Source organism: Robertmurraya sp. GLU-23, assembly GCF_052983275.1.
Genome location: NZ_JBRKCV010000005.1, coordinates 169,191 through 194,221, shown reverse-complemented (window position 1 = coordinate 194,221; position 25,031 = coordinate 169,191). Strand labels below are relative to the sequence as shown.

General features: G+C 38.4%; 26 protein-coding genes. 17 read left to right on the top strand and 9 right to left on the bottom strand.

All coding sequences use genetic code 11. The features are described from left to right. The first annotated feature begins 9 nt into the window (after positions 1-9). The 5 genes from ACVBAX_RS11305 (at position 10) to ACVBAX_RS11285 (ending at position 4,386) form a co-directional block, all read left to right on the top strand. Positions 10-1,041 (top strand): ABC transporter permease, encoded by a 1,032-nt coding sequence (locus tag ACVBAX_RS11305; RefSeq protein ID WP_447117109.1) that lies wholly within the window; start codon positions 10-12, stop codon positions 1,039-1,041. Continuing rightward, a complete protein-coding gene (locus tag ACVBAX_RS11300) occupies positions 1,016-1,810 on the top strand; it encodes an ABC transporter ATP-binding protein (RefSeq protein WP_447117108.1) in 795 nt (264 codons plus the stop codon). The genes ACVBAX_RS11305 and ACVBAX_RS11300 overlap by 26 nt, the downstream gene beginning before the upstream one ends. Positions 1,811-1,956: 146 nt before the next feature. Further along, positions 1,957-2,688, top strand: a complete 732-nt coding sequence (locus ACVBAX_RS11295; RefSeq protein WP_447117107.1) for an AzlC family ABC transporter permease — start codon at positions 1,957-1,959, stop codon at positions 2,686-2,688. Next, entirely contained in the window at positions 2,678-2,983 is a 306-nt protein-coding gene (locus ACVBAX_RS11290; protein ID WP_430776595.1) for an AzlD domain-containing protein, read from the top strand. The genes ACVBAX_RS11295 and ACVBAX_RS11290 overlap by 11 nt, the downstream gene beginning before the upstream one ends. Positions 2,984-3,111: 128 nt before the next feature. After that, positions 3,112-4,386 carry a M48 family metallopeptidase gene (locus ACVBAX_RS11285; protein WP_447117105.1) on the top strand — a complete coding sequence of 425 codons (1,275 nt, stop codon included), beginning with the start codon at positions 3,112-3,114 and terminating at the stop codon, positions 4,384-4,386. A 39-nt stretch (positions 4,387-4,425) separates the two neighbouring features. Here ACVBAX_RS11285 and ACVBAX_RS11280 read toward each other — a convergent pair whose 3' ends face one another. Next, on the bottom strand, positions 4,426-4,662 hold the full coding sequence (locus tag ACVBAX_RS11280; protein ID WP_447117104.1) for an IDEAL domain-containing protein: 237 nt from the start codon (positions 4,660-4,662) through the stop codon (positions 4,426-4,428). A gap of 192 nt (positions 4,663-4,854) precedes the next feature. On the opposite strand from ACVBAX_RS11280, the gene ACVBAX_RS11275 reads away from it, so the two are divergent. Continuing rightward, a complete protein-coding gene (locus tag ACVBAX_RS11275) occupies positions 4,855-5,418 on the top strand; it encodes a competence protein ComK (protein ID WP_251521200.1) in 564 nt (187 codons plus the stop codon). A gap of 22 nt (positions 5,419-5,440) precedes the next feature. Here ACVBAX_RS11275 and ACVBAX_RS11270 read toward each other — a convergent pair whose 3' ends face one another. Then, a complete protein-coding gene (locus ACVBAX_RS11270; RefSeq protein WP_430776598.1) occupies positions 5,441-5,815 on the bottom strand; it encodes a hypothetical protein in 375 nt (124 codons plus the stop codon). A gap of 202 nt (positions 5,816-6,017) precedes the next feature. Between ACVBAX_RS11270 and ACVBAX_RS11265 the strand changes: the two genes are divergently transcribed. The 3 genes from ACVBAX_RS11265 to fabG all read left to right on the top strand — a co-directional run bounded on the left by ACVBAX_RS11265 (position 6,018) and on the right by fabG (position 9,709). Then, positions 6,018-8,015 carry a S9 family peptidase gene (locus ACVBAX_RS11265; protein WP_447117163.1) on the top strand — a complete coding sequence of 666 codons (1,998 nt, stop codon included), beginning with the start codon at positions 6,018-6,020 and terminating at the stop codon, positions 8,013-8,015. Positions 8,016-8,166: 151 nt separating this feature from the next. After that, the gene (locus tag ACVBAX_RS11260) at positions 8,167-8,805 is read left to right on the top strand and encodes a TVP38/TMEM64 family protein (protein ID WP_430776599.1); all 639 of its coding nucleotides are present in this window, start codon (positions 8,167-8,169) and stop codon (positions 8,803-8,805) included. A 163-nt stretch (positions 8,806-8,968) separates the two neighbouring features. Then, complete coding sequence (fabG, locus tag ACVBAX_RS11255; RefSeq protein WP_430776609.1) at positions 8,969-9,709, top strand: 3-oxoacyl-ACP reductase FabG; 741 nt, start codon at positions 8,969-8,971, stop codon at positions 9,707-9,709. 171 nt (positions 9,710-9,880) lie between these two features. On the opposite strand, the gene ACVBAX_RS11250 is transcribed toward fabG, so the two are convergent. Continuing rightward, positions 9,881-10,648: an alpha/beta fold hydrolase gene (locus ACVBAX_RS11250; RefSeq protein ID WP_447117103.1), complete on the bottom strand. Its 768-nt coding sequence runs from the start codon at positions 10,646-10,648 to the stop codon at positions 9,881-9,883. A gap of 193 nt (positions 10,649-10,841) precedes the next feature. Here ACVBAX_RS11250 and ACVBAX_RS11245 point away from each other — a divergent pair, with 193 nt between their 5' ends. The 5 genes from ACVBAX_RS11245 to ACVBAX_RS11225 all read left to right on the top strand — a co-directional run bounded on the left by ACVBAX_RS11245 (position 10,842) and on the right by ACVBAX_RS11225 (position 20,306). Next, on the top strand, positions 10,842-11,621 hold the full coding sequence (locus ACVBAX_RS11245) for a DeoR/GlpR family DNA-binding transcription regulator (RefSeq protein ID WP_447117102.1): 780 nt from the start codon (positions 10,842-10,844) through the stop codon (positions 11,619-11,621). Further along, a complete protein-coding gene (locus ACVBAX_RS11240) occupies positions 11,614-12,480 on the top strand; it encodes a Cof-type HAD-IIB family hydrolase (protein WP_447117101.1) in 867 nt (288 codons plus the stop codon). The genes ACVBAX_RS11245 and ACVBAX_RS11240 overlap by 8 nt, the downstream gene beginning before the upstream one ends. A 211-nt stretch (positions 12,481-12,691) precedes the next feature. Continuing rightward, positions 12,692-16,198, top strand: coding sequence for a helicase-exonuclease AddAB subunit AddB (gene addB, locus ACVBAX_RS11235; protein ID WP_447117100.1), 3,507 nt, complete (start codon positions 12,692-12,694; stop codon positions 16,196-16,198). Beyond that, on the top strand, positions 16,164-19,937 hold the full coding sequence (gene addA, locus ACVBAX_RS11230; RefSeq protein ID WP_447117099.1) for a helicase-exonuclease AddAB subunit AddA: 3,774 nt from the start codon (positions 16,164-16,166) through the stop codon (positions 19,935-19,937). The genes addB and addA overlap by 35 nt, the downstream gene beginning before the upstream one ends. A gap of 57 nt (positions 19,938-19,994) precedes the next feature. Continuing rightward, positions 19,995-20,306 carry an HNH endonuclease gene (locus ACVBAX_RS11225; protein ID WP_447117098.1) on the top strand — a complete coding sequence of 104 codons (312 nt, stop codon included), beginning with the start codon at positions 19,995-19,997 and terminating at the stop codon, positions 20,304-20,306. A gap of 13 nt (positions 20,307-20,319) precedes the next feature. On the opposite strand, the gene ACVBAX_RS11220 is transcribed toward ACVBAX_RS11225, so the two are convergent. From ACVBAX_RS11220 to ACVBAX_RS11195, 6 genes are read right to left on the bottom strand one after another with little or no spacing between them, the layout of a single operon-like run. Beyond that, positions 20,320-20,538, bottom strand: coding sequence for a spore germination protein (locus ACVBAX_RS11220; protein ID WP_119707175.1), 219 nt, complete (start codon positions 20,536-20,538; stop codon positions 20,320-20,322). Between the two features lie 38 nt (positions 20,539-20,576). Beyond that, positions 20,577-20,951, bottom strand: coding sequence for a spore germination protein GerPE (locus ACVBAX_RS11215; protein ID WP_447117097.1), 375 nt, complete (start codon positions 20,949-20,951; stop codon positions 20,577-20,579). Between the two features lies 1 nt (position 20,952). After that, positions 20,953-21,135 (bottom strand): spore gernimation protein GerPD, encoded by a 183-nt coding sequence (locus ACVBAX_RS11210; RefSeq protein WP_430774042.1) that lies wholly within the window; start codon positions 21,133-21,135, stop codon positions 20,953-20,955. Continuing rightward, a complete protein-coding gene (gerPC, locus tag ACVBAX_RS11205) occupies positions 21,135-21,752 on the bottom strand; it encodes a spore germination protein GerPC (RefSeq protein WP_447117096.1) in 618 nt (205 codons plus the stop codon). The genes ACVBAX_RS11210 and gerPC overlap by 1 nt, the downstream gene beginning before the upstream one ends. Before the next feature lie 19 nt (positions 21,753-21,771). Next, positions 21,772-22,035: a spore germination protein GerPB gene (locus tag ACVBAX_RS11200; RefSeq protein ID WP_447117095.1), complete on the bottom strand. Its 264-nt coding sequence runs from the start codon at positions 22,033-22,035 to the stop codon at positions 21,772-21,774. 15 nt (positions 22,036-22,050) lie between these two features. Then, entirely contained in the window at positions 22,051-22,272 is a 222-nt protein-coding gene (locus ACVBAX_RS11195; RefSeq protein WP_119707179.1) for a spore germination protein, read from the bottom strand. A 229-nt stretch (positions 22,273-22,501) separates the two neighbouring features. Between ACVBAX_RS11195 and ACVBAX_RS11190 the strand changes: the two genes are divergently transcribed. From ACVBAX_RS11190 to ACVBAX_RS11180, 3 genes are all read left to right on the top strand, one after another. Then, positions 22,502-23,677: a DUF418 domain-containing protein gene (locus tag ACVBAX_RS11190; protein WP_447117094.1), complete on the top strand. Its 1,176-nt coding sequence runs from the start codon at positions 22,502-22,504 to the stop codon at positions 23,675-23,677. Continuing rightward, on the top strand, positions 23,674-24,540 hold the full coding sequence (locus tag ACVBAX_RS11185) for a fumarylacetoacetate hydrolase family protein (protein WP_447117093.1): 867 nt from the start codon (positions 23,674-23,676) through the stop codon (positions 24,538-24,540). The genes ACVBAX_RS11190 and ACVBAX_RS11185 overlap by 4 nt, the downstream gene beginning before the upstream one ends. Positions 24,541-24,650: 110 nt before the next feature. Further along, positions 24,651-25,019 (top strand): YisL family protein, encoded by a 369-nt coding sequence (locus ACVBAX_RS11180; RefSeq protein WP_430773568.1) that lies wholly within the window; start codon positions 24,651-24,653, stop codon positions 25,017-25,019. Positions 25,020-25,031: the final 12 nt, after the last annotated feature.

Sequence of the window (25,031 nt, the reverse complement as noted above, 5' to 3'; positions counted from 1 at the left end):
GAAGCATCTATGTTTACAGCGATTTTTTCATCAGTGGAGGCAGGTGCCATTTACGCCCTTATGGCGCTTGGAGTGTACTTGTCTTTTAGAATATTAGACTTCCCTGATTTAACAGTGGATGGTAGCTTTGTTACGGGAGCATCAGTTGCTGCTATATTAATTGTGTCAGGTACCAATCCTTTTATTGCAACCATGGCGGCACTTGTTGCAGGGTTTATTGCCGGTTGCATGACGGGGCTTCTTCACACTAAAGGAGGAATCAATCCCTTATTGTCTGGGATCTTAATGATGATTGCTCTTTATTCGATCAACCTGCGAATTATGGGGAAATCGAACGTTCCACTATTATCAGAGGAAACGGTTATTACAAAAATTTCGGATTTTTGGTCGAATTTAAATATTGATCAGACAATTGGTTCGTTGTTTGCTTCCATAGGGTTAGCCGACTATACTCCAAAAACATGGGGAATTTTGCTTTTTATGCTCATCCTAGCATTTATTATTAAAGGATTGATTGATGCATTTTTAAAGACAGATATCGGTCTTGCATTGCGTGCGACAGGTGACAATGAAACGATGATTCGAAGTTTTTCTGCTAACACGGATACATTAAAGGTAATTGGTTTAGGTATATCAAATGCCCTCGTTGCCTTTGCTGGTGCACTGGTCGCTCAGTACAATGGATTCAGTGATGTTGGAATGGGTATTGGTATGATTATCATCGGATTGGCATCGGTAATTATCGGTGAAGCAATCTTTGGAGCGAAAAATATTGTTCGTGCGACCTTCGCTGTAATCGGTGGTGCGATTGTCTATCGAATTATTGTTACTTTGGCGTTACGAGTAGAGTTTTTAGAAACGGGAGATATGAAGTTAATTACTGCGATTATTGTTGTTTCTGCCCTTGTTGTTCCTAAGCTGGTTAATCAGCAAAAAGAAAGACAACGTAAGAAAAAACGCCTGCTTGAATCAGCATTAAGACAAACTAACTCCTTAGAGAAGAGTGGTGAACAGCTTGCTGCAGCTAAATCAGATTTATAAAGTGTTCAATGAAGGCACACCGGATGAAAAGATTGCCATTAATCATGTGAATTTGTCTTTGAATAAGGGAGACTTTGTCACTGTGATTGGAAGTAACGGAGCTGGGAAATCAACTCTTATGAACCTTATTTCTGGAAAAATGTTTCCCGATATTGGTCAGGTGAAGGTAGATGGCCAGGATGTTACTTCCATGAAAGAGCATAAACGTTCTCGTCTTATTGGTCGGGTGTTTCAGGATCCGATGGCAGGAACAGCTCCTTCTATGACAATCGAAGAAAATTTAGCCATTGCCTTTTCGAGAGCATCCGCACGAGGATTGAGCCGTGGAGTAACCAAAAAACGCCGTGAGTTTTTTATCAAAAAATTAGAGTCGCTTCATCTAGGACTTGAAAATCGTCTTCAGGCGAAGGTGGGACTTTTATCAGGAGGGGAACGCCAAGCATTATCCTTATTGATGGCAACCTTTACAGATCCCAAAATCCTGCTCTTAGATGAGCATACAGCTGCTCTTGATCCTTCACGAGCAGAACTTATTACAAACTTAACTAGAGATATTGTAAATGAAACGAACTTAACCACGTTAATGGTTACTCATAATATGCAACAGGCACTTGATCTTGGCAACCGACTGATTATGATGGATAGTGGTCAAATCATTTTTGAAGCAAATGAAGAGGAAAAATCAAAGCTAACTGTCGAAAAGCTTCTAGAGGAATTCCAGCGTATTCGTGGTTCTAAAATGAGTAGTGACCGTTCAGTGCTTGTATAGAGAACACATCAGAGAGACTCTCTGTGTGTTTTCTTTTTTGTGTTGATGGATATTATCTGTACAGGTATAATATTCGATACCTGAGTTTCCAGTTTTAAGTATTTTGTAAGATTCATAGACGATAGACAACATGGTGGTGAATTTTTTTGGAAGAAGTAGTTTCTGTTAGAAGTAACAGTGAGTTTCGAAAGGGAATACAGGCAGGATTATCAATTGGAATTGGTTATTTTCCGATTGCGTTAACATTTGGGTTACTCGCTAAAACAACAGGGCTTACGGTTACTGAAACCGTACTAATGAGTCTCATTGTATTCGCTGGTGCTTCTCAATATATTTGTCTTAGCTTGCTCACACTTGGTACAGGAGTATTTGAGATTGTATTAACGACTTTTATTGTAAACATCAGACATTTTCTTATGTCAGCTTCCTTAAATGAAAAGGTAGAAAAGGAAGGAACTTCACTTAAAATGCTCTATTCATTTGGAATAACAGACGAGACGTTTTCTGTTGCCGCATTAAAAGATGGCAAGGTTTCGACTGGATTTCTGTTTGGAGTCATTACCGTTTCATATTTGAGTTGGGTAATTAACTCCGGTTTAGGTCATATTATTGGTGCTTCTCTGCCACAGACTCTTCAAGAAAGTATGTCGGTTGCTCTTTATGCGATGTTTATCGGACTTGTGGTGCCATCGATGAAAAAGAGCGTGAAAGTGGTCTTTTTAGCGGTAATAGCAGCGAGTTTTAATACGATATTTACGATGACAGAAGTCCTCTCTACAGGCTGGTCCATTGTCACTTCCACTTTGCTATCAGCTATTATAGTGGAAGTTGTTCAAACTCTAAGGGGACGGGAGGGAGAGCAGGTACATGAAAAGTGAGATTCTATGGATGATTATTGGAATGGGATTAGTCACTTATATTCCAAGAATGCTTCCTTTCGTGCTTTTTAAAGGAAAGGAATTACCCTCATTTTTACAAGGAATTTTGAAAAACGTACCATATGCAACACTTGGGGCACTAATATTCCCTGGTATACTATTTATTCAAGATGATCTTTGGTATGGCGTTCTAGGGGCTGCAGCCGCGTTTATCGCTGCTTTTCTCGGTGCTAATGTAATAATAGTCGTTATTGGCTCAATCACGGTACTTACAGTGTATTCCTATTTTTTCTAAGCTGTTTCTCCTGGAGGAACAGTTTTTTTAATATCTTTTGGGATATAGTAATTACTGGTTCTAAATCCTATTTTTATAACTAAAATAAGTACAAAAGGGTTGGACAAGGTGGAAAGGGGAGATATTTTTTGGCTAAGAAAATTGGCTTGTACGGTGTGCTTGCCTTTTGTTTATATGTACTCTTTTTTTACTGGTATTTATTTTATTTTTCACAATCAAGCTTGCCGTTTGAATACCAGGGAACGAAGGCAGATCCTGCTACTTTTTTAAATGAAAGAGAGTTAATGTTATCAGAAGAATACTCGAAAATTCGTAATTTCTTGTTTTTTATCTCGACCCCAATTGAATGGTTATTTTATTTGCTTATTCTATTGTTTGGTTTATCTAAGGCGTTCAAGCGCTGGTCGGAACAATCCGCTAAATATCGGATTCTCCAGCAAGCAATTTATTTAATTTGGTTGTCAGTGGCAGCCTTTATAGCTACCACTCCACTGAGCTATGTTAGCTATTCACTCTCAAAGAAATATAATATTTCAACCCAATCCTTTTCTTCTTGGATGAAGGATGAGTTGATTGATTTTTGGATTAATTACGGTACTTTGTTTCTTATTGTTACTGTGCTGTATTGGCTGATGAGAAAGAGCGGTAAGAAGTGGTGGTTTTATGCCTGGTTAATTTCCATACCGTTCACTTTATTTATGATGTTTTTACAACCTGTAGTGATTGACCCTTTGTACAATGATTTCTATCCACTTAAAAATAAGGAGCTTGAGGCTAAAATCCTTGATATAGCGGACTCGGCTGGAATTCCTGCGGAGCATGTATTCGAAGTGAATATGGCCGAAAAGACGAATGCCCTCAATGCGTATGTTACAGGAATTGGATCAAATTCTAGAATTGTTTTATGGGATACGACTCTTAATCGATTAACCGAAGATCAAATTCTATTTATCATGGCTCATGAGATGGCCCATTATGTGGAAAAGCATTTGTATATTGGGATAGCTGGGTATTTGGTGTTCTCCCTGCTAGGACTTTATATCATCTCGAGGTTAATGAGAGCGATTGTGAGCAGATGGGGAGAGGCATTAAAAATTTCTGCAGTTAACGATATTGGATCGCTCCCACTGTTTCTTTTACTGTTATCGATGCTGATGTATGTATCAAGTCCATTTTCAAATACGGTGTCACGATACCAAGAGATGCGTGCAGATCAATATGCAATTGAAATGACACAGAATTCGGAGGCAGCGATTGGAACATTCCAAGAGCTAACAAAAGCGGGGCTTAGTCAGGTAAATCCACCTCTACTTGTAAAAATCTTCCGTTATGGTCATCCAACCATGCTTGAGCGTATTACAAGAATTGAAGAATATGAACTTGAGCAAAGAAATCAGCAATAAGAAGAAAATGGGGCCCTTAAAAGGAGCCCCATTTTTTTCTTAAGTCCCGAATCTCTTCGTCAACTGCTTGTATTCATTTGATAGCTTAAAAAACTCTTGTCTGTTTCTTTCGTCAATGGCTTGATCAATTCGTTTTGTTAGTTTTTCTTTTTCGGCTTTTAACAATGATTCTGACAGCAGCATCTCAACGTACAAATCTAACACAAATGATTCCTTCGCTTTTTTACGGTTCATGGCACTGGATTTCATCAGCTCTGTATAAGATTTTTCTTTCATTGAAATCACCTCTGATGTCTTTTTCATATTATATTTAACAATACAGAAAATATCAACAGAATTTTTAAAAAATTTAGAAATTTTAAGTTTCAATTGTGAACTAATTCCGAATTTTTCACAAAATCTAATATTGTTTTTATTCAAGCTGATATGATAGGAGGTGAATCAAAATTGTGATAAGGAGATGAAAGAATGAGAATGCAGCATCAAAGAAATCTGGTAGAGGAGTACGAAATAAACCCATTTACGATGGTGATTATGCCTACTACATATGGGTGCAAAACATATTCAAAGGTATATGAAACAGAAGATACTTGCCTTTCCCCTTTTAAGCCCATTGAAATCATAAAAAAAAGCTGTCAGTTTTTTGGATCAAGTTATGAAGGTAGAAAGGACGGAGTTAGACAGCTAACTGGAATTACACACAAGGTCCCCATTCCTGTTTCCCCTACAAATTTCATCTATTTTTTTCCAACCACTTCCCCCGATAATTCGGAATGTATTTGGCTTGCTCATGAGCATATCGTCGATTATAAAAAGGGTGATAAGAGTGAGACGACGGTCATGTTCACGAACAAGGAAGTCATGAATATTCCAATTTCCTACAACTCTTTTCACAACCAAATCTCAAGAACCCTGCTAGTACGATCCAAGTTAGGAAAGCGTCTAGAGGATACAAGAACCATGTATGTGAATTTTGGGAAAAAGATGAGGGCGTCAGAAAACCAACTGGATTACGGAAATTACGGCCATTAAGGCAACATGAACAGGAGCAGCTTTATGCTTCTGTTTTGTTTTTTTCTCGCTTAAATAAATAATATTCAAGCAGTTCTTGGACTTTGTTTCGAATTCTTGGATTAAAATAATTATGATGCTCTTCATATCCTTTATAAAGAAAGGTGAACATCGTAAATGCTTCGTCTTGATTGGACTGGTAAACTTTCATTTTATTTTTACTCATATAGCGCTTAATCTCACTAAGCTCCTTTTGGACGACCTTCATGGTTTCTTCAATTAAATGAAGATATGGTTCCTTTAACTTAATCGTACTTGTGTTAACACTTTGAATGTCACGGTTTAGAACGGTAAGTACCATTGGTAAGTAGATGGCCTGCTCAATCATATTTCTTTCTTCCGGTGGAATTCTAGTCATATTTATCGAACCTTTCAGACTAAAATAAGAACATTTGTTCCCTTTTATTTTATACGATTCACGAAGGAAAGGCAAGATGTTACCTTTAATGATTTTTTCGAAAGTTGTTGTGCGTTAGTTTGCGAAAAGAAAAAAGAAAAAATAAGTTTTTTAGAAGGAATAATATTTCTATTATCGAAATACATAAGTAAATATGAAGGAGATGATATGGGTGAATAAAAGAACGTTAGTGGCAGAAGATTTATATCTACTAAAGTCAGTAGCAGACCCGCAACTAGCAAGCAATGGACAAGACCTTGTGTATATTCAAACGTCAATCGATGAAAAGAAAAATGAGTATGTATCCAATATTTTTTACATGAATGTCGAAGAAGAATCGGAACCTGTTCAATGGACTTTTGGAAAGGAGCGAAATGTTTCTCCAAGATGGTCACCGTGTGGTGAGAAGATAGCGTTTGTTTCAACGAGAAGTGGTAAGGGACAGATATACATACTGCATAAAAAGGGTGGGGAAGCGAGACAGGTTACAAACATAGCTCATGGGGTGAGCAATCCGGTTTGGTCACCTGATGGTAAACAAATCGCTTTTACTACCGGGTTAAAACCTGGGGAAGAACTTAGTGAGAAAGATGAGAAAAGCGAGGAAAATCCAAAACTTTTGAAGCCGTTAGTAGTAGAGAAGATGAAGTATAAATCGGATGCAGCCGGATTCCTAGATGAAAAAGTAAAACAGGTTGCGATTGTGAACGTCGAAAGTGGAGAAGTACAGCTGATTACTTCAGGCGATATGGATATCCATTTACAAAGCTGGTCTCCAGATGGAAATACACTTGCAGTATCAGCTGATTTAAGCGAAGATGCAGATTTTTCGTTCATCAATGATTTCTTTTTATTAGATATAAAAACAAAAGAGCTAAGAAAAGTGACAGAAGGTGCAGGTTATTTTGGCAGTGCTAGCTTTTCCCCGGATGGAAAATATATTGGACTGTTTGGTCACGAAAGAGAATTTGAGAATGCAACTTTGACTAAGCTTTGGATTTATGATGTTGAAGGAGAAACATTATCTTGCATAACGGAGAGCACAGACCTGCTTGTCGGAGACTTCGCAATCGGAGATTTTCATCAAGGAGTAGTCACTCCAGGCTTGCTTTGGGGGGAAAACAGTACGAGTTTTTATTTCTTGGCAACCGATCATGGAAATACAGTTCTATACTACGGTTCCGTAGAAGGTGAGCTGTATCCAGCATTGCTTGATAAGCAGCATGTATACGGTGCAACTACGGGTGGACAAGTGAATCGAGCAGTCGTTGCAATCAGTAAACCAACGGAGCCAGGAGATCTTTACTTGCTAGATGTACCAACGGGAGAGCTAAAGCAATTGACAAGTGTAAATAAAGAATTTCTTGAAGACGTCGTCCTCGCGGAAGTGGAAGAAATTGAATTTACGTCTACAGATGACTGGCAGTTACATGGTTGGGTCATGAAGCCTGCTTCATTCAATGAAGGTGAAAAGTATCCGTGTATTTTAGAAATTCACGGTGGACCTCACGCCATGTATGCCAATACGTATTTTCATGAATTTCAAATGCTAGCTGCAGCTGGATATGCGGTTTTATTTATTAATCCAAGAGGTAGTCACGGGTACGGTCAGTCATTTGTTGATGCAGTTCGTGGGGATTATGGTGGAAGAGATTATGGAGATTTAATGGATGCGGTCGATTATGCATTGAAAAAGTTTGACTATATTGATGAAAATAAATTGGGGGTTACCGGCGGGAGTTATGGTGGCTTTATGACAAACTGGATTGTTGGACACACGAACCGCTTTAAGGCGGCAGTGACGCAGCGCTCGATTTCGAACTGGATTAGCTTTTACGGAGTAAGTGATATTGGGTATTATTTTAACACATGGCAAATAAAAGCGGAGCTTGAGGACTTTGATACATTGTGGAAGCATTCCCCACTCGCCTATGTAAAAAAGATTGAAACACCTCTCCTTATTCTACATAGTGAAAAGGATTATCGTTGTCCAATCGAACAGGCTGAGCAGTTATACATTGCATTAAAGCATCGTAAAAAAGAAACGAAATTTGTCCGTTTCCCAGAATCGAATCATGAGTTATCAAGAAGCGGGAAGCCCAATTTAAGAATCGAGAGATTAAACCATATTCTTGGATGGTTTAAAGAATATAATCAATAAACTAGTAATTACCCATGGGAAACAAGTCCTGTGGGTATTTTTGCCATAAAATGGGCGAATCCGTTCTCTTTTTCAATTAGGAGGTGTACAATATGAAAAAAAGGACCATGTTAGAATAATATGCAGCTTATTTACGTGAGGAGATTAAGTAATGGATGTAGAATTAATCAAGGCTTGGTTTACTCTTGAAAATATTATGGAATTAATAGAAAAATACCGTTCCTTTGGCCCACTGCCGGGAATATTACTTCCATTACTAGAAGCGTTCCTTCCGTTTTTACCACTTTTCCTTTTTGTGATGGCAAATGCGAGTGCATTTGGGTTATGGTTTGGATTTTTATTTTCTTGGATAGGTGCATCCGGTGGAGCATTAATTGTTTTTCTCTTGGTTAGGAAGTTTGGTCAAAAGAGAATATTAAACTTTTTAAAAAAGCATCCTCAAGTACAAAAACTAATGGTTTGGGTGGAGAACCATGGATTTGGCCCACTGTTCTTACTTTTATGCTTTCCTTTTACACCATCAGCTGTTGTGAACATTGTAGCTGGTCTATCTAAAATAAGTATTGCTCAATATATGCTAGCTGTTTTGACCGGGAAAATGGTGATGATTTTTACGATTAGCTTTGTTGGATATGATATACATTCCTTGATTACTCAACCTGTCCGTACAGCAATCGTAGGTTTTGTTATTGTCTTGCTTTGGTTTATAGGAAAAAGGATTGAGGCCCGTCTCAATCGTGTTGAAACGAGAGTAAGTGAGCCGGAAAAGATCAAAATAAAGGACCGTTAGTCCATAAAAAGGAGGGATGAAGATGAAAAGGTTTGCCCCTGTTATACAAACAAAACTAATTCCCCCTGCCGTAAAGGAAGGGCTAATTCGGCGGGCAAAGCTCACGAATAAAATGAAAGCGATACCATAAAAAAATAGAGTTTTTAAACTGAGGAGGAAAAGTATGAGATTACAGGGGAAAGTAGCAATCATTACAGGGGCGGCCAATGGAATTGGCTTTGCGGCAGCGAGTTTGTTTGCGAAAGAAGGAGCAAAGGTGGCTTTAGCGGATTACGATGCCAGTTTAGGAGAAACAAAGACAGAGGAATTAAGGGCAAAGGGGTATCAAGTGGCTTTTTTTCAAGTAAATGTGGCTGATCGTGATAGTGTAAATATAATGGTGGAGGAAGTAGTTGGTCGGTTTGGTGGAATTGATATTTTAGTGAATAATGCTGGAATTACTCGTGATGCGATGCTGTCAAAGTTAGCGGTTGAAGATTTTCAACAAGTGCTTGATGTAAATTTAACTGGGGTATTTCATTGTACTCAAGCAGTACTTCCTATTTTAGTTTCTAACGGAAAAGGGAGAATCATTAACACATCGTCCGTATCTGGAGTATACGGAAATGTTGGTCAAACTAATTATGCTGCCACCAAAGCAGGCGTGGTTGGTATGACAAAAACATGGGCCAAGGAACTTGGGCGAAAAGGAATCAATGTAAACGCAGTGGCACCAGGCTTTATCGCTACAGGAATGACAGCCAAGGTACCGGAAAAAGTATTAGAGCAAATGAAGATGATGGTCCCACTTGGTCGACTGGGAAATCCGGAAGATATTGCGAATGCTTACCTATTCTTAGCATCAGATGAATCCAACTATGTGAATGGGACGGTTCTACATGTTGACGGGGGAATCATGATGTAACTAAGGGGCTAGTCCAAATATTTGGGCTAGTTTTTTTGTGATCTTTTCCGAGTAACTTTCGTGTAAAAGCGAATGGATGGGAAGAGAGGGAGGCCTTAATTGCCCTCCTAAACAAACTCCCAAAAAGTACGGTCAAATAGAACCGCAGCCACACTGCTTCCCATTCCTCACCTACTGCCTATTCAGTAAATAACCCGTAATGATCTGATTAACATAACTAGGTTGTCTGGTTGGCAGTTGGTGCGATTCTCCTTTAATAACAAAGATCTCGACATCAGCCAGCTCTTTTTTATACGTTTTAATGTACGTATTAAACGAATCGGATTTGCTTCCGTACATTAGCAGAACAGGTGCAGTAATTTTTGCTAAATCATCTTTGCAGTTAAAATGCATAACATCATAGTAGTATTTTGACCAGACGTTAGGGTTTGCTTTAAGCATATGCTCTTTTAAATCACGGCGAAGTTGTTTATCTTTTGTGTGAGCTATGGCAAGGCTAGTAGATAAAAACTTTTTACTATTTTTTGCAATAAACACACCCAAGCGATGCTCATTTTTTATCATCCAATGATCAACAATAGGATAACCTCCGGATAATATGAGGGTGTGGACTCTGCTTGGATGATGTATAGCTAAATATTGGGCAATTGCTCCACCAGAGGAATAACCAAAAATAACAGCCGCAGTAATAGTCAACTGATCCATTAACTCAATGATATCCTCGCCAAATCGTTCAACGGACACTTCTTTTTCTACATTGAATGAACTGTCCCCATGTCCAGGTAAATCAGGCAAAATAATGCGGAAATGCTTCGATAAAGCTTTTTGCTTGTTAAAAACCTTCCTTCCCATGCCTGGAGGATGGAGAAAAATAATAGGAATGCCTTCACCAATATCTTCATAACAGATACGTTCATCATTAACTACGATGCTCTTCATGCAGTATCTCCTATCCGATTTTCTTTATGGATAGTATGTGGAAAGTGAATGATATTCAAAGTAGGAATAAAATTCCATTTGTAATATATTCTGCCCAATTACTTAATTTTAATTGATATTACTTAAAAATATTGAGTTTTATGGCAAAATTACTTATAATTACTTATAAATAATTAATGAGAGATGAAAAAATATGTATCAAGAAGAACGTTTAGTAGCTATTCTTAGTTATTTAAAAGAACATAAACGGATTACTGTGGAAGAAATTTGTTCAGAACTAGAGGTTTCAAGAGATACCGCTAGAAGAGACTTGGTTCGCCTTGAAGAGGAAGGGCGAATTATCCGGACAAGAGGAGGAGCATTACTTCCAACCGAACATCAGATGGTAATGGACTATAACCATCGTTTAAAGGTGGTTTCTAGTGAAAAGCAGGTGATTGGGGAAAAAGCTGCTACATTCCTAAAAACAGGAGATGCCATCATTTTGGATGCTTCGACTACAGTTCAAGCATGTGCCGAGCATGTAGAAAATATGGATTGTACGATTATTACCAATTCCATTAACTCTGCAGAAATTTTATCCAAACATCCACTTGTCTCCATTCATCTCGTTGGAGGAGAGCTGCACAAAAAGCACCGTTATTTGTTTGGATCACAGGCGATTGAAAAATTGGCCCAGTATTCTGTTGATAAAGCTTTTATTGGAGCAGTGGGTATATCCGAAACGGGTTTGACAAGTGCTCATGAAGAGGATGGGATGTTAAAGAAAAAAATGATGCAGCAGGCTAGACAAGTAATTGTATTAGCAGATCATACAAAATTTGGAGTCAATGGTTTCTTTCAATTTGGAAGTTTTACAGATATAGATGTACTAATCACGAATCGTATGCCTAGTGGTGACTTTATACAACTCTTACAAGAGAAAGGTGTAGAGTTAGTCATAGCTGGCGAGGGGGAGGAAGAAAATGACTAATCTAATCGCAATTGACTTAGATGGTACATTGTTGAGCCACGAAAATACCATCAGTGCTGAAAACATGGAGGCACTGACTTTTGCCCATAATCAAGGAGTAATGGTCGTAATTGCAACAGGACGATCTTATCACGATGTAAAAAACATTCTTAATGAATGTAACTTTCCGATTACTCCATGGATCATTTCTGCGAATGGATCAACCATTCATCACCCGAACGGGGAAAAAGTTCACTCGGTTCCCATTGATAAAGATGCAGCAGAACCAATCTTGAAATGGCTAGAGGATGAAGGCTTCTATTATGAAGTGTTTGCTGACAATACTTTGCTTACACCACAGCATGGGAGAGAACTACTATCAATGGAAGCAGAAAAACTGAGAACGGAAAATCCCTCTGTCAAAGAAGAGGATATACAGCGGGCATTAGCGACTCAGTACAGTCAAACGGGATTTGAATTTGTCCCCTCCTATCAAGATATCATTAGTAAAGATGCAGACATTTATAATATTCTTGCCTTTTCCTTTCATGATGAAAAATTAAAAAGAGGAAAAGAAAACTTCCGAGGATTAAAAGGATTGAATATGGTTTCGTCGGGTAAACATAATTTTGAATTTATACATGAAAACTCCTCAAAAGGAAAGGCTTTAGAAAAATTAGGAGAAATCATACAAATTCCACTTCTAAAAATGGCAGCAGTGGGAGATAATTACAATGATATATCCATGTTAACGATGGTAGGAAGAAGTGCTGCCATGGGAAATGCAGATGATGCAGTAAAAGAAAAAGCACATGAGGTAACTCTTGAAAATCATGAACATGGAGTGGCTCATTTTATCTATCGTCTTCTAAAAAAATAGGTATCCATGGTTGGCGTTACTTGATCGCAAGGCGTGACAACCAAGATATAAAGGTCAACCATATCGGTTGGCCTATTTTATTTCTGGCTTTCGATTTTAAAACTGGAAAGAAAATTCATTCGCGGTTAGAAGGTTATTGCCCTATTTCCGGGAGTACCTATGGTAAGATAATAGGATAGAGAAGGAACGTACGTACGAGGGAGGTTTTCTTATGGCAGTTCACTTAGTTATCGGGAGATCTGGAACAGGAAAAACGCAATTTTGTTTAGATGAAATTAGAGAAGAAATGCTAGAACGTCCAGTCGGAGATCCAATTGTTTACTTAGTACCTGACCAAATGACATTTTCTTCTGAATATAAATTGATTACAACACCTGGGCTTGGGGGAATGATTCGAACTCAGGTTTTTAGTTTTTCAAGACTAGCGTGGCGAGTGTTACAGGAAACGGGGGGGAATACCCGGTACCATTTAAATAGTGTTGGTATTAATATGTTGATTCGTAAAATTGTTGAGGAGAGAAAGGCAGAATTAAAGCTCTTTAATCTATCAGCTGACAAAAATGGGTTTATCCAGCAGCTCGAACAAATGTTAATTGAATTTAAAAGATATTTAGTCAGACCAGAAGAGTTGTTTATACAGCAGCAATCTGAGCAAATGAATAAAGTCCTTCGTGATAAACTACATGATCTTGAGTTGATTTATAAACATTTTGAAGATGCCCTTTTTGGTTCATACGTGGACTCTGAGGATTATTTTAAATTATTGGCTGAAAAAATTCCGTTATCACAGTATCTTAAGGATGCAGAAATATATATTGATGGATTTTACAGTTTTACGCCTCAAGAGTATTCCATCATAAGTCAGCTCATGAAGCATTGTAAAAAAGTAACGATCACTCTAACTCTAGATGAGCCGTACAATGAAAAATATCCAGATGAATTGCATTTATTTCGTATGAATGCAGAGACGTGTCAAAGTTTTTATGAGATTGCTAGAGTAGAAAAATTAGAAATAAGAGAAACGGTTTTATCTGAGCAAAAAAGATGGCAGCATCCATCACTCAAACATTTGGAAACATTTTTTGATACGCGTCCTACGAATGTATTTAAAGGGGAAACGGCTGTTACGATTGGACAAGCCGTTAATCGTCGAGCGGAAATTGAAGGAATTGCACGCGAAATTCTATCACTTGTTCGAACAAAGAATTATCGATACAAAGACATTGCCATTATGATGAGAAATGGTCATGAATACAAAGATTTAATTGAAACGGTCTTCGATGATTACGAAATTCCTTTCTTTGTGGATCAAAAACGCACGATGCTTCAACATCCTGTTATTGAACTTATTCGCTCCACGCTTGAAGTGATCAACGGATACTGGCGGTATGAACCTGTATTTCGAGCAGTGAAAACAGAGCTTCTTTATCCACTTCATATCGATTCAAATAAAATGCGAGAGCAAATGGATCAGCTTGAAAATTTTGTCCTCGCGTTTGGAATTCAAGGAGATAAGTGGACAAGGCGTGATCGTTGGGTATATCGCCGAATGAGGGGACTTGAATTAGAATCTGTTGCCCAAACGGATAAGGAAAAAAACTTTGAGCAAAAATTAAACGAGCTCAGACTATTGATCTCAGCACCGATCCTTCGCTTATCGAGAAGATTGAAAAAAGCTGAGAATGGAAGCAAATTAGCGGAGGCAGTTTTTCTGTATCTTGAGGAATTAGAAATCCCTGCAAAGCTTGAGCGATGGAAAATAGCTGAAGAGGAAAAGGGAGAATTAACAAAAGCAAGAGAGCATGATCAAGCATGGAACAGTGTGATTGAACTTTTAGATCAGTTTGTTGAAATGTTAGGGGATGAAAAAGTCTCTCCAAAGCAGTTTTCAAATATTTTGGATGCAGGATTAGAAGCACTGCAGTTCTCTTTAGTACCCCCGGCAATGGATCAAGTGTTAGGTGCAGATTTGGAAAAATCCCGTCTAACCGATGTGAAAGTAGCTTTTATTATCGGAATAACAGAAGGGGTTCTACCTGCTAAATTTTCGGAGGAGGGTATATTTGCTGATGAAGATCGGGAGCAGTTATTACTAAATGGTATAAAGATTGCTGCGAGCAGTAAAACCCGCTTATTGGATGAGGAGTTTATCGCCTACAAGGCTTTTACCACTCCGTCTGAGCGCTTGTATGTTTCTTATCCACTAGCAAATTCTGAAGGAAAGGCATTAATTGCCTCACCATATATTAAGAGAATGGTTGATATGTTCCCAGATAGTGAAGCACGATCGTTTATGTCGGAGCCTTCCGAGCTTGGTGAGTTGGATCAATTAAAATTTGTTGCCCATGAAAATACGGCTCTAGCTTATTTAACCTCCCAGCTTCAGTTAAAGAAAAGAAATTACCCTATCTACGACTTATGGTGGGATGTGTATAACTATTACCAGTCAAAACCCCATTTTCAAAGAGAGGTAAGGAAAGTACTTTCTAGCTTAACTTATGAAAATCGAACAACTAAGCTGTCTGAGGAGACAAGCAAGGATTTGTATGGAGAAGAATTCCAATCAAGTGTCAGCCGAATGGAAATGTTCCATAGCTGTCCTTTTTCACATTTCTCTCAGCATGGGTTAAAGCTTAGAGAACGTCAAGTATTTAAGTTAGAAGCACCGGATATTGGAGAGCTCTTTCACGCAGCATTAAAATATATTACCGAAACAATTGTGGCGAGTAAGATGTCATGGTCAGATGTGTCAAAGGATGAAATGGAAAATTTGGCAAAACAAGCAGTGGATCTACTTGCACCAAAACTACAAAATGAAATTCTATTAAGCTCAAATCGTCACCATTATATTAAACGAAAGCTGGAACAAATTATACAGCGGGCTTCGCTTATTTTACGTGACCATGCGAAGGCAAGTGGGTTTGCACCGGTTGGGCTTGAATTACCATTTGGACCAACGGAACAAATAAAGCCTGCGCCATTTACGTTGAAAAATGGGACAAAAATGGAACTAGTGGGCCGTATTGATCGAGTAGACAAAGCCGCTCATGACGGTGAAGTGTTCCTGCGAATCCTCGACTATAAATCCAGTGCAAAAGACGTTAATGTAAACGAAATTTATTATGGTTTGGCCCTGCAAATGCTTACGTATCTAGATATTGTTATTTCAAACTCAGAATCTTTGATTGGTACAAAGGCTAGCCCAGCAGGTGTTGTGTACTTCCATGTGCATAATCCGATGATAAGCACGAGCAAAATGCTTACATTGGATGAAATTGAAGCAGAGCTTTTCAAAAAATTTAAGATGAATGGTTTATTACTAGGTGAAGAAAATGTGATTAAACTCATGGATCAAACATTGGAATCTGGTGAATCGACGATTATCTCTGCAGGAATAAAAAAAGACGGGTCGCTAACGAAAAGATCAAAAGTGGCTAGTAAGGAAGAATTTAATCAGTTGCGGTCGTATGTTAGAAGCATGTACGTAAAAACAGGAAATAGTATAGTCGACGGTGCCGTTCAAATTTCTCCTTATAAAATGAAGGAGAAAACACCTTGTACTTTTTGTTCCTTCAAGTCTGTTTGTCAATTCGATGAGTCATTACAGGCTAATAAATATAGGATGCTGAAGGTTGAAGATAAGGAGACGGTAATAGAAAAAATGCGAAAGGAGAGTGATGAAAATGGCGAACATGAAACTTCCACCGAAGCCGAGTGATGTGACTTGGACAGATGACCAGTGGAAAGCAATTGTTGCGAACGGACAGGATATATTAGTTGCTGCAGCAGCAGGGTCAGGAAAAACAGCTGTTCTTGTTGAAAGAATGATCAAGAAAATTGTTTCAGAAGATGAACCGATGAACGTCGATGAGATGCTAGTCGTTACTTTTACAAATGCTTCCGCGGCAGAAATGAAACACCGAATGGGAGAGGCACTTGAGAAGGCAATTGATGAAAATCCCACGTCAAGACATCTCCGAAAGCAACTAAGCTTGCTAAATAAGGCAAGCATATCCACTCTTCATTCCTTTTGCTTAGAGGTGATTCGAAGGTTTTATTATAAAATTGAGGTTGATCCCGGATTTAGAATCGCTGACGAAACGGAAGCACAGCTCTTAAGAGATGAGGTTTTAGATACCATATTCGAAGAGGAATACGGGAAGGAAGCTAATACTGAATTTTTTGATTTAGTTGATATGTTTTCAAATGACCGCAGTGATGCGGCCCTACAAGTGATTATCCGGGAGCTGTATGACTTTGCGCGTTCAAATCCATCGCCCAAGAGATATCTACAATCAATTATTGATATGTATGATGTAGATGAACAAACAACGATTGAATCATTGCCCTTTTATCAGACACTTATTTTCGATATTCAGCTCCAGCTTCAAGGTGCAAGGGGCTTATTTGAAGCTGCTCTTGAAATAACGAAGCTTCCAGAAGGTCCAAGTCCTCGAGCGGAAACTTTTATTGATGATATTAGAATCATTGATCGACTACTTGAAGCAAGTAACCACTCGTGGGATGAGTTATATAACACACTGCTAAGTGAAACATTTTCAAAGCTAAAGCCATGTAAAAAAACGGATTATGATGAGGTTTTATTAGAAAAATCCCAAAAACTTCGAGATAAAGGAAAGAAAATGGTTCAAGCCTTACAAGCTGAACTTTTTTCGAGAAAACCGCAAAGCTTCATTCATGATATGAAACAAATGAAGTTGTATATTCAAACATTGGTTAGACTTGTCGAGGAATTTTCCAATCAATTCGATTTAATAAAGAGGGAAAAAGGGCTCGTCGACTTTGCTGATTTAGAGCATTATTGTCTCCAGATTTTATCAGATCCAGAAGAAAGTACGGATCATGAGTTCAAACCTTCTGAGGAAGCTTGTGTCTATCGCCGACAATTTAAAGAAGTTCTTGTGGATGAATATCAAGACACAAATATGGTACAGGAAGCGATATTAAATTTAGTAACTAATGATGAAGAGAAGACAGGCAATTTGTTTATGGTGGGAGATGTCAAACAATCGATCTATCGCTTCCGTTTAGCAGAGCCAAATTTATTTTTGGGAAAATATAACCGATTTACCTCACTGGGTGACGAATCTGGGCTTCGAATAGATTTAGCTCGAAATTTCCGGAGCCGAAAGGAAGTCCTTCATGGAACCAACTATCTATTCAAGCAGATCATGGGTGTATTAGTTGGAGAAATCACCTATGATGATGCGGCTGAGTTAATTACTGGTGCATCCTACCCAGAGGAAGATGTTCCAGTTGAATTATTGATCATTAATAGTGATGGTAAAGAGGAAATGATGAGTGAAGAAGGAGAAAATGAGATCCAAGGTGACTCCTTTGATGAAGAAGAGTTGGCACAATCTCAACTTGAAGCTAAGCTTATTGCGAGTAAAATTAACGGTCTGATTCAAGGGCGAAAGCCTGTTTACAATCCTAAAACAAAAAGCTCTAAGCCGGCTTCATATAAAGATATTGTCATCTTGCTTCGATCGATGACGTGGGCTCCACAGATTATGGAGGAACTAAAAGATCAGGGAATACCGGTTTATGCGAACCTATCAACGGGTTATTTTGAAGCAACAGAAGTCGTTATTATGATGTCTCTGTTACACGTCATTGATAACCCATATCAGGATATCCCACTTGCATCTGTCCTTCGTTCTCCGATTGTGGGATTAACAGAAGAAGATCTTGCTTGTGTTCGTATGGAGGATCGAAGAGGTTCTTTTTACGAAGCTCTAACTTCCTTTTATAGAAAAGCGCCAACGGAAATGAATGAGGAAGCGCATGAGAAAATTGTTCCGTTTATGGAGAATTTATCAAAATGGCGAACGGCTGCTAGACAAGGTGCATTATCAGAGTTACTTTGGCAGTTATTTCGCGAAACGGGATTCTTTGACTTTGTGGGCGGACTGCCAGGAGGGAAACAGAGACAAGCGAATTTACGTGCTTTGTATGACCGTGCTCGACAATATGAGGAAACATCGTTCCGTGGATTGTTTCGCTTTCTTCGTTTTATCGAACGTATGAGAGAACGTGGGGATGACCTAGGTGCAGCTCGTTCACTTGGAGAAAGTGAAGATGTTGTACGAATCATGACTATTCATAGCAGTAAAGGATTAGAATTTCCAGTCGTGTTTGTGGCTGGATTGGGTCGTCAATTCAACATGATGGATATCAGGAAATCTTACATGCTTGACAAGGAGCTCGGCTTTTCTGCAAAGTATGTTGACCCTAAAAAGAGAATTTCTTATCCATCTTTGCCCCAGCTTGCTTTTAAACGCAAAAAGAAGCTTGAGATGCTAGCGGAAGAAATGCGTGTTTTGTATGTTGCATTAACCCGCGCAAAAGAGTACTTATATTTACTAGGTACCGTAAAAGATGTAGAGAAAAAGCTTGAGGATTGGGAGCAGTTCTCAACCCATTCTGAATGGCTACTAAAAGAGTACGACCGTCAATCAGCAAAGGGTTACTTAGACTGGATTGGGCCCTCATTAATTAGGCATCAAGATTGTCAAGAGTTGCGAAAGGGAAAGGAAGTCGGAAATCTTGTTCCAGAAGAGATTTCGAACCATTCATCATGCTGGAAGATAGAGTTAATCGATGGAGTACAGTTGGCATCCATCAATGAAACGGTTTTAGAAGAAAAAGATCATTTATTAGCACTTGTAAAAGAGTGGAAAGAACTTCCGGTTAAATCAGAGCGGAACGAACAGGTGCTTTCACAATTAGAGTACAAGTATGAATACTTCGCGCCTTCCACACATCGTTCCAAGCAGTCTGTTTCTGAAGTGAAAAGGCAAAGAGAATTGCAGGATGAAGAAAGTGGAATAGAATTGCAAAAGAAATTCAGGAAACCGCTAATGAATCGTCCACGTTTTATGCAGGAAAAGTCCTTAACCCCAGCAGAGCGAGGCACGGCCATGCATGCGGTGATGCAGCAGATTGATTTAGGAAAACCAATCAACTTTGATAGCATTATGAGCCAATTAACTGAAATGGTCCAGCGTGAACTGTTAACGCATGAGCAGCTCGAGGTAATAGATGTTGACCAGGTGGTACAGTTTTTTGAATCGGAACTCGGTGTTAGATTACTAAGTGCAAACACAGTCTTACGTGAGATTCCTTTTAGTTTATCTCTTCCTGCTAGCGTTGTGTATGCAGATTGGAAGGGAGAAGAGGAGGCCGTTCTCCTTCAAGGTATCATTGATTGTATTTTTGAAGATGAGAACGGACTTGTTCTACTTGATTTTAAAACGGATGGAATTCATGATCGTTACAAGGGTGGATATGAAGAAGCGAAGTTGATTCTTGAAGATCGTTACAAAGTCCAAATTGAGTTATATAGAAGAGCATTAGAGGAAATATGGAAGAAGAAAGTAAATGAAACGTATTTATTCTTCTTCGATGGTGCACATATCATGAAAATGGACTAAATGGTTAGTCAGCAGGAGACATTACTCTTGCTGGCTAATTTTTTAGGAGGGAAGGAAATGGGGAAGAAACCAATCGTTCTTGGTGATTGTGAGCTTTGTTTGCAAAACCATGTCGAGATAACTATCCATCATCTAACACCAAAGGAGCTTGGAGGTGCTTTTTTACCGACAGCCAAGCTATGTCTCCCGTGTCATAAACAAATTCATGCCCTTTATACAAATGAGGAATTGGCTGCTCGTATGAACACCATTGAACGACTACGTGATGACGAAACGATTAAAAAGTTTGTGAAATGGATTCAGAAACAACCAGCTTCCAAGCTTATTACTGTTTCGAAATCAAAGGATAGAAGGCAAAAAAAGAGGTGAAACAGAGTTCCACCTAGTTATTTCCTAATGTTGGCTGGTCAATTAGATTCGTATCTAATACATTACTAGCTGACAATCCGTTATTAGTAATAATTATTCCGCCTGTATTTACAGCACCAGCACCAGTGACAGATTTAGAGTTGCTTTTGGGTGAGATGTAGAGTGCATCGCCGAATTGGACAATTCCACCACTCACCGTTGTAATTTGGACAGGACCGATAATTGCGGGCATAAAAAACATCCTTTACATATAAGTCTAATCAGTCTGCATCAAGTTTTTTTTGGTAAGAGCTGACGGATATGCTTGATGCGTGCTTCCATATTGATTGCTTGCGTATTTCCAACATGAAGAATAGAGGATGAGGAAAAGGCGATCACATTAATGTTATTCACATGAATCATTGGATTTTGATGAAAGGAAGTAATCATCACTTCTTCCTTGTCTTGAGGAAAAATAATGGGGCGTTGAAAGATGGGATATTTTGAGAAATCTTCATCATCACCTATGAACAGCTGCTTTTCCCGTTGCACAGCAATCGCCCTATTTAAACCATTAATAATATTTGAGTCCCCAAGTTGAATGACGGAGGATATCGATGCATTCGTAATGTGAATATGTTTAACAGAACTTGATCGTTGAAGCATGCTATCTACCTTCCACAGCTAAAGGTACAAAGGGGCCAATGATTAGAGATTCAGCTGGAGTATCGAATATGGATGCTAATTGGATAGTTTCCGCATCTCCTACCATTAATATAGAAGAACTCGAGACACCGACCACTCGAATATCACCCACATGAATATCACGATTGTATACTTGAAAATTGATCATTCCTGTTTCATCCCTTTCACATTCTCCGGTAAATTCTTAATAAAAACCTCAACTCCATGCTCCATTTCCTTGTGAAACTGGTCAGTTATCGTTTTCTCTAACCGTGAACGGTCCTCAGTTTCTATAACTCCTGAGGAAAACTCGCGTATATAATGTTCTATTCTTTTTGGTATTTGTTTTTTAATATCTTCCTCGATAAAGTGATAGTACGAATCATCGAGAGTTGTTTGCAGTTTTGCTTGGGTTTTCTCAAAGATAGCAGGTAAATGATTACCCATATATTCATATACTATATCCTCGAGTTCCATTGTTCTTTGGAACATTTGCTTTGGAGGTGAAGAAGTCTTGATGGATTGATTTGGAACAGAGAAATCCTCGATTCCTTGTAAATCAGATGGATTGAGTCCAATATTTAAAGTACCATCAAGGGACTCTACCTTGAGTTGATCAAATTTGTATTCAATTCGATCCACATGAACAGGTGGTCTTTCCTTGAGTTGGGATATCTCTTTTTGCATTTGTAATATATTTCGTTCAAGAGCTCGAATCCGGTGTTCTTGGCTTTCAACAAGTTGGTGAAGCTGTCTTAAGTATTCGTAAAATTCATTATTCATACTGACACCTTCCCTCCTCTTATGAAATGGATAACGGAACAGCTGGAGAATCTATATACGATCCAGTATCACTTCCTGTAAATTCAGCCGAATCCTGAGTAGTTACGATTGTACCGCCGGGATGAATAGGTTCAGGCGCAGGTCCTGTAAAACCTCCAGTATTATATAGATGGGCGGTTGGACGAATCACTCCAGCACTGCCAATCTGTAAAACGGATGAATTCGTAATCGCATCAATACGTAAAAGATTTATAGAGATATTTTGTTGAATATAGAAATTCATATCATCACCTGCTTATTAAGCATTTAAAATATTTCCTTGGTCAATGCCATCATGGTCATATGCGTTAGTAGAACTAAACTTGTTATAAACACGTAAACCATCCCCTGTATTAAAGGAACCTGCCCCTGAGTATGTCTTAGCATTAGAAATAGGCATGATTTTATATACATCTCCAATATGAAAAATGGAACTACTTCCAATCGAGATTACTTGAGCTACACCGACTATTGCTGGCATACACTACACCCTTTGTTTAAGATTCCTTACATTGTATGTGCCTAGAAACTAGATGTGATTTATTTATGAAAAAAGTTGAATTATGTTTTGTACTAAACAGGATTATTCATGTGTTTGTTAAGTATAGTAGCCGTTCCCTATTTAGAGAACGGTTTTGGTGATTATTGGGAATGTTTCAAGTATAATAGGTTTCGAGGAGTGTAGAAAGAGGGAGGGATATATATAAGAAATGAATAACCAGGAGAGAATTGTTTCCATTGATATAATGAGAGGATTATCCATATTGGGGATTTTCTTAGTAAACATGCTATCTTTTCATACCCCAATCCTTTATATTGACCCCTTTGTTACATGGACGACAACTAGTGACCGTTTGCTTTACTCGTGGATAGATTTGTTCATCCAAGGAAGTATATATCCTTTATTCTCTTTTCTCTTTGGATATGGCTTTGTGATTTTAAGAGAGAGAACCATTGCAAAGGGTGGAAACTTTCCGACCATAGCAATAAGGAGATTACTTTTTTTGTCCTTTATTGGTTGGCTACATGCGAACTATATTTGGCATGGAGATATCCTTTTTACCTACTCCTTATTTGGTATCCTCCTTCTGCTATTTATCAGGCTTAGAGGAAAAGTACTTATGTTACTCGGAATGATATTATACTTTGTGCCTAATGTGATCATTACGGTCATGATGATTTTAGCTTCGATGGTCGCTGGTAATGGGGAGTTTACAATAGCAGATGAGACAAGTGCTCTAGCGTCGTATAAAACTTATCAAAATGGTACTTATGAGGAAATACGGGAGCAAAGATTTGTGGATTGGTATTTAGTCAATAATCCAGGTAATCTGTTCTTTATGCTTTTTTCAATCTTTCCTATGTTTTTAATCGGGGGAGGAGCGGCGAAAGAGAATTGGTTAAGAAGAGTAAAAGAATTAAAAAGACCGTTTCTAGTAGCAATAGGGGTAACATTACTCATTGGATTGGTTATTAAGAGCGCTCCTTATTGGTTAACAAGAAACTGGGCAACAGAATATTCTCAAGATATGCTGGGTGGTCCTCTTTTATCTATATCATACATCCTACTGATCGCACTTGGTACGAATCATCAACGAGGCTTACAGATGTTAAAATTCTTTGGACCTGTTGGGAAGCTTAGTTTCACAAATTACTTAGGACAATCCATCGTATCGACGATGATATTTTATTCTTTCGGTCTCGGTCTGTATGGACAAGTATCAGTTGTCGAAGGAACGGTATTAGCCTTAACGATATATCTATTTCAATTAATTTTTAGTCATATATGGATAAAGTACTTTTATATAGGCCCGTTTGAGTGGGTGTGGAGAACAGTTTCGTACTGGAAATGGCAGAAACTAATGAAAAAAGGAGAAAACTTATGAAGCTTCTTACCGGAAAGAGAGAAAACAAAGTTTTTATTGGTATTTTGGATTCAACAGAAACAAAGGTTCTTTCTATTAACGAAACGGATTCAATGGTCGAATGTATTGCAAGGGGAGAAGAATTTCTACAGGAGATAAACGAAAAAATCCAAGCAGCAAGCGAGGCGGAGTATGTCCTTTTAGAAGAGATTACCTTGCTTTCACCCATTACAAAGCCACCGAAAAACATTTTGTGTATAGGGAAAAATTACGTGGACCATGCGATTGAGATGGGAAGTAAGGATGATATTCCTGAGCATATGATGGTTTTTACAAAAGCCCCAACTACGATTATTGGTCCAAATGAACATATTGAGAATCATCTTTCTATTACGAAACAGTTAGATTATGAAGGAGAGTTAGCGATCGTGATTGGAAAGAAGGGAAGGAATATAGAAAAAGAAGATGCCCTTGACTATGTGTTTGGTTATACGATTGTAAACGATATAACAGCACGTGATCTTCAAGCGAAGCATAAGCAGTTCTTTCTTGGAAAAAGCCTAGACTCTAGTTGTCCGATGGGACCATTTCTTGTTCATAAAGATAGGCTATCAAATCCCAATCAATTAACTATTGAAACAAAAGTAAATGGAGAGGTTCGCCAAAGCTCCAATACAAAACACTTTATCTTTTCAGTGGAAGAAATGATTTCGACACTATCATTGGGGATGACACTAGAACCAGGTGATGTGATTGCTACGGGTACTCCAGCTGGTGTAGGAAAAGGATTTCACCCACCTCGCTTTCTAAAGCCAGGCGATCAAATAGAAATTACGATTGAAGGTGTTGGAACCCTAACGAATCATGTCAGTGAAGAAATTTGAAAACTTTGTGAACAAATGATGAACCAAGAAATTCAATGGAGACGTTCTTTTTAGTTTTTTTATCACTATTGTGGTATGATAAAGTCGATATTTACTAGGGAGGCTAATTTATGTCGATTAACACACATGCCCATATAACCGCATGGGTTCTTGCACTAGTCCTATTTTTTGTAGCAAACTCATTACATAAGAGTGGAAAAGCAAAGGCAGCGAAAATCGTTCATATGATTTTGAGAGTTTTGTATATCATTGTGTTTGCCACAGGGGGAATGCTCGTTCATACATTATTCTCCATGCAGCCAGTTGAGTATATAGCTAAAGTATTAATTGGACTTTGGGTTATTGCAGCGATGGAGATGGTTCTCGTTCGTACGGTAAAAGGAAAAGAAACAAAGTCGCTTTGGATCCAATTTTATCTTGCGGTTGTTCTAGTAATCTTATTAGGACTTCGCTTACCACTTGGATTTCAATTATTTTAAATAAAACCTGCT

Coding starts and splice junctions, on each gene's coding strand:
- ACVBAX_RS11290 (WP_430776595.1), top strand. CDS start 2,678: ATGAAAAGTGAGATTCTATGGATGATTATTGGAATGGGATTAGTCACT.
- ACVBAX_RS11215 (WP_447117097.1), bottom strand. CDS start 20,951: ATGCTTCAACGATCAAGTTCTGTTAAACATATTCACATTACGAATGCA.
- ACVBAX_RS11225 (WP_447117098.1), top strand. CDS start 19,995: ATGGGGAAGAAACCAATCGTTCTTGGTGATTGTGAGCTTTGTTTGCAA.
- ACVBAX_RS11240 (WP_447117101.1), top strand. CDS start 11,614: ATGACTAATCTAATCGCAATTGACTTAGATGGTACATTGTTGAGCCAC.
- gerPC (WP_447117096.1), bottom strand. CDS start 21,752: ATGAATAATGAATTTTACGAATACTTAAGACAGCTTCACCAACTTGTT.
- fabG (WP_430776609.1), top strand. CDS start 8,969: ATGAGATTACAGGGGAAAGTAGCAATCATTACAGGGGCGGCCAATGGA.
- ACVBAX_RS11220 (WP_119707175.1), bottom strand. CDS start 20,538: ATGCCCGCAATTATCGGTCCTGTCCAAATTACAACGGTGAGTGGTGGA.
- ACVBAX_RS11270 (WP_430776598.1), bottom strand. CDS start 5,815: ATGACTAGAATTCCACCGGAAGAAAGAAATATGATTGAGCAGGCCATC.
- ACVBAX_RS11280 (WP_447117104.1), bottom strand. CDS start 4,662: ATGAAAGAAAAATCTTATACAGAGCTGATGAAATCCAGTGCCATGAAC.
- ACVBAX_RS11200 (WP_447117095.1), bottom strand. CDS start 22,035: ATGAATTTCTATATTCAACAAAATATCTCTATAAATCTTTTACGTATT.
- ACVBAX_RS11190 (WP_447117094.1), top strand. CDS start 22,502: ATGAATAACCAGGAGAGAATTGTTTCCATTGATATAATGAGAGGATTA.
- ACVBAX_RS11260 (WP_430776599.1), top strand. CDS start 8,167: ATGGATGTAGAATTAATCAAGGCTTGGTTTACTCTTGAAAATATTATG.
- addA (WP_447117099.1), top strand. CDS start 16,164: ATGGCGAACATGAAACTTCCACCGAAGCCGAGTGATGTGACTTGGACA.
- ACVBAX_RS11275 (WP_251521200.1), top strand. CDS start 4,855: ATGAGAATGCAGCATCAAAGAAATCTGGTAGAGGAGTACGAAATAAAC.
- ACVBAX_RS11180 (WP_430773568.1), top strand. CDS start 24,651: ATGTCGATTAACACACATGCCCATATAACCGCATGGGTTCTTGCACTA.
- ACVBAX_RS11185 (WP_447117093.1), top strand. CDS start 23,674: ATGAAGCTTCTTACCGGAAAGAGAGAAAACAAAGTTTTTATTGGTATT.
- ACVBAX_RS11305 (WP_447117109.1), top strand. CDS start 10: ATGTTTACAGCGATTTTTTCATCAGTGGAGGCAGGTGCCATTTACGCC.
- ACVBAX_RS11250 (WP_447117103.1), bottom strand. CDS start 10,648: ATGAAGAGCATCGTAGTTAATGATGAACGTATCTGTTATGAAGATATT.
- addB (WP_447117100.1), top strand. CDS start 12,692: ATGGCAGTTCACTTAGTTATCGGGAGATCTGGAACAGGAAAAACGCAA.
- ACVBAX_RS11195 (WP_119707179.1), bottom strand. CDS start 22,272: ATGCCAGCAATAGTCGGTGTAGCTCAAGTAATCTCGATTGGAAGTAGT.
- ACVBAX_RS11245 (WP_447117102.1), top strand. CDS start 10,842: ATGTATCAAGAAGAACGTTTAGTAGCTATTCTTAGTTATTTAAAAGAA.
- ACVBAX_RS11265 (WP_447117163.1), top strand. CDS start 6,018: ATGATATGGGTGAATAAAAGAACGTTAGTGGCAGAAGATTTATATCTA.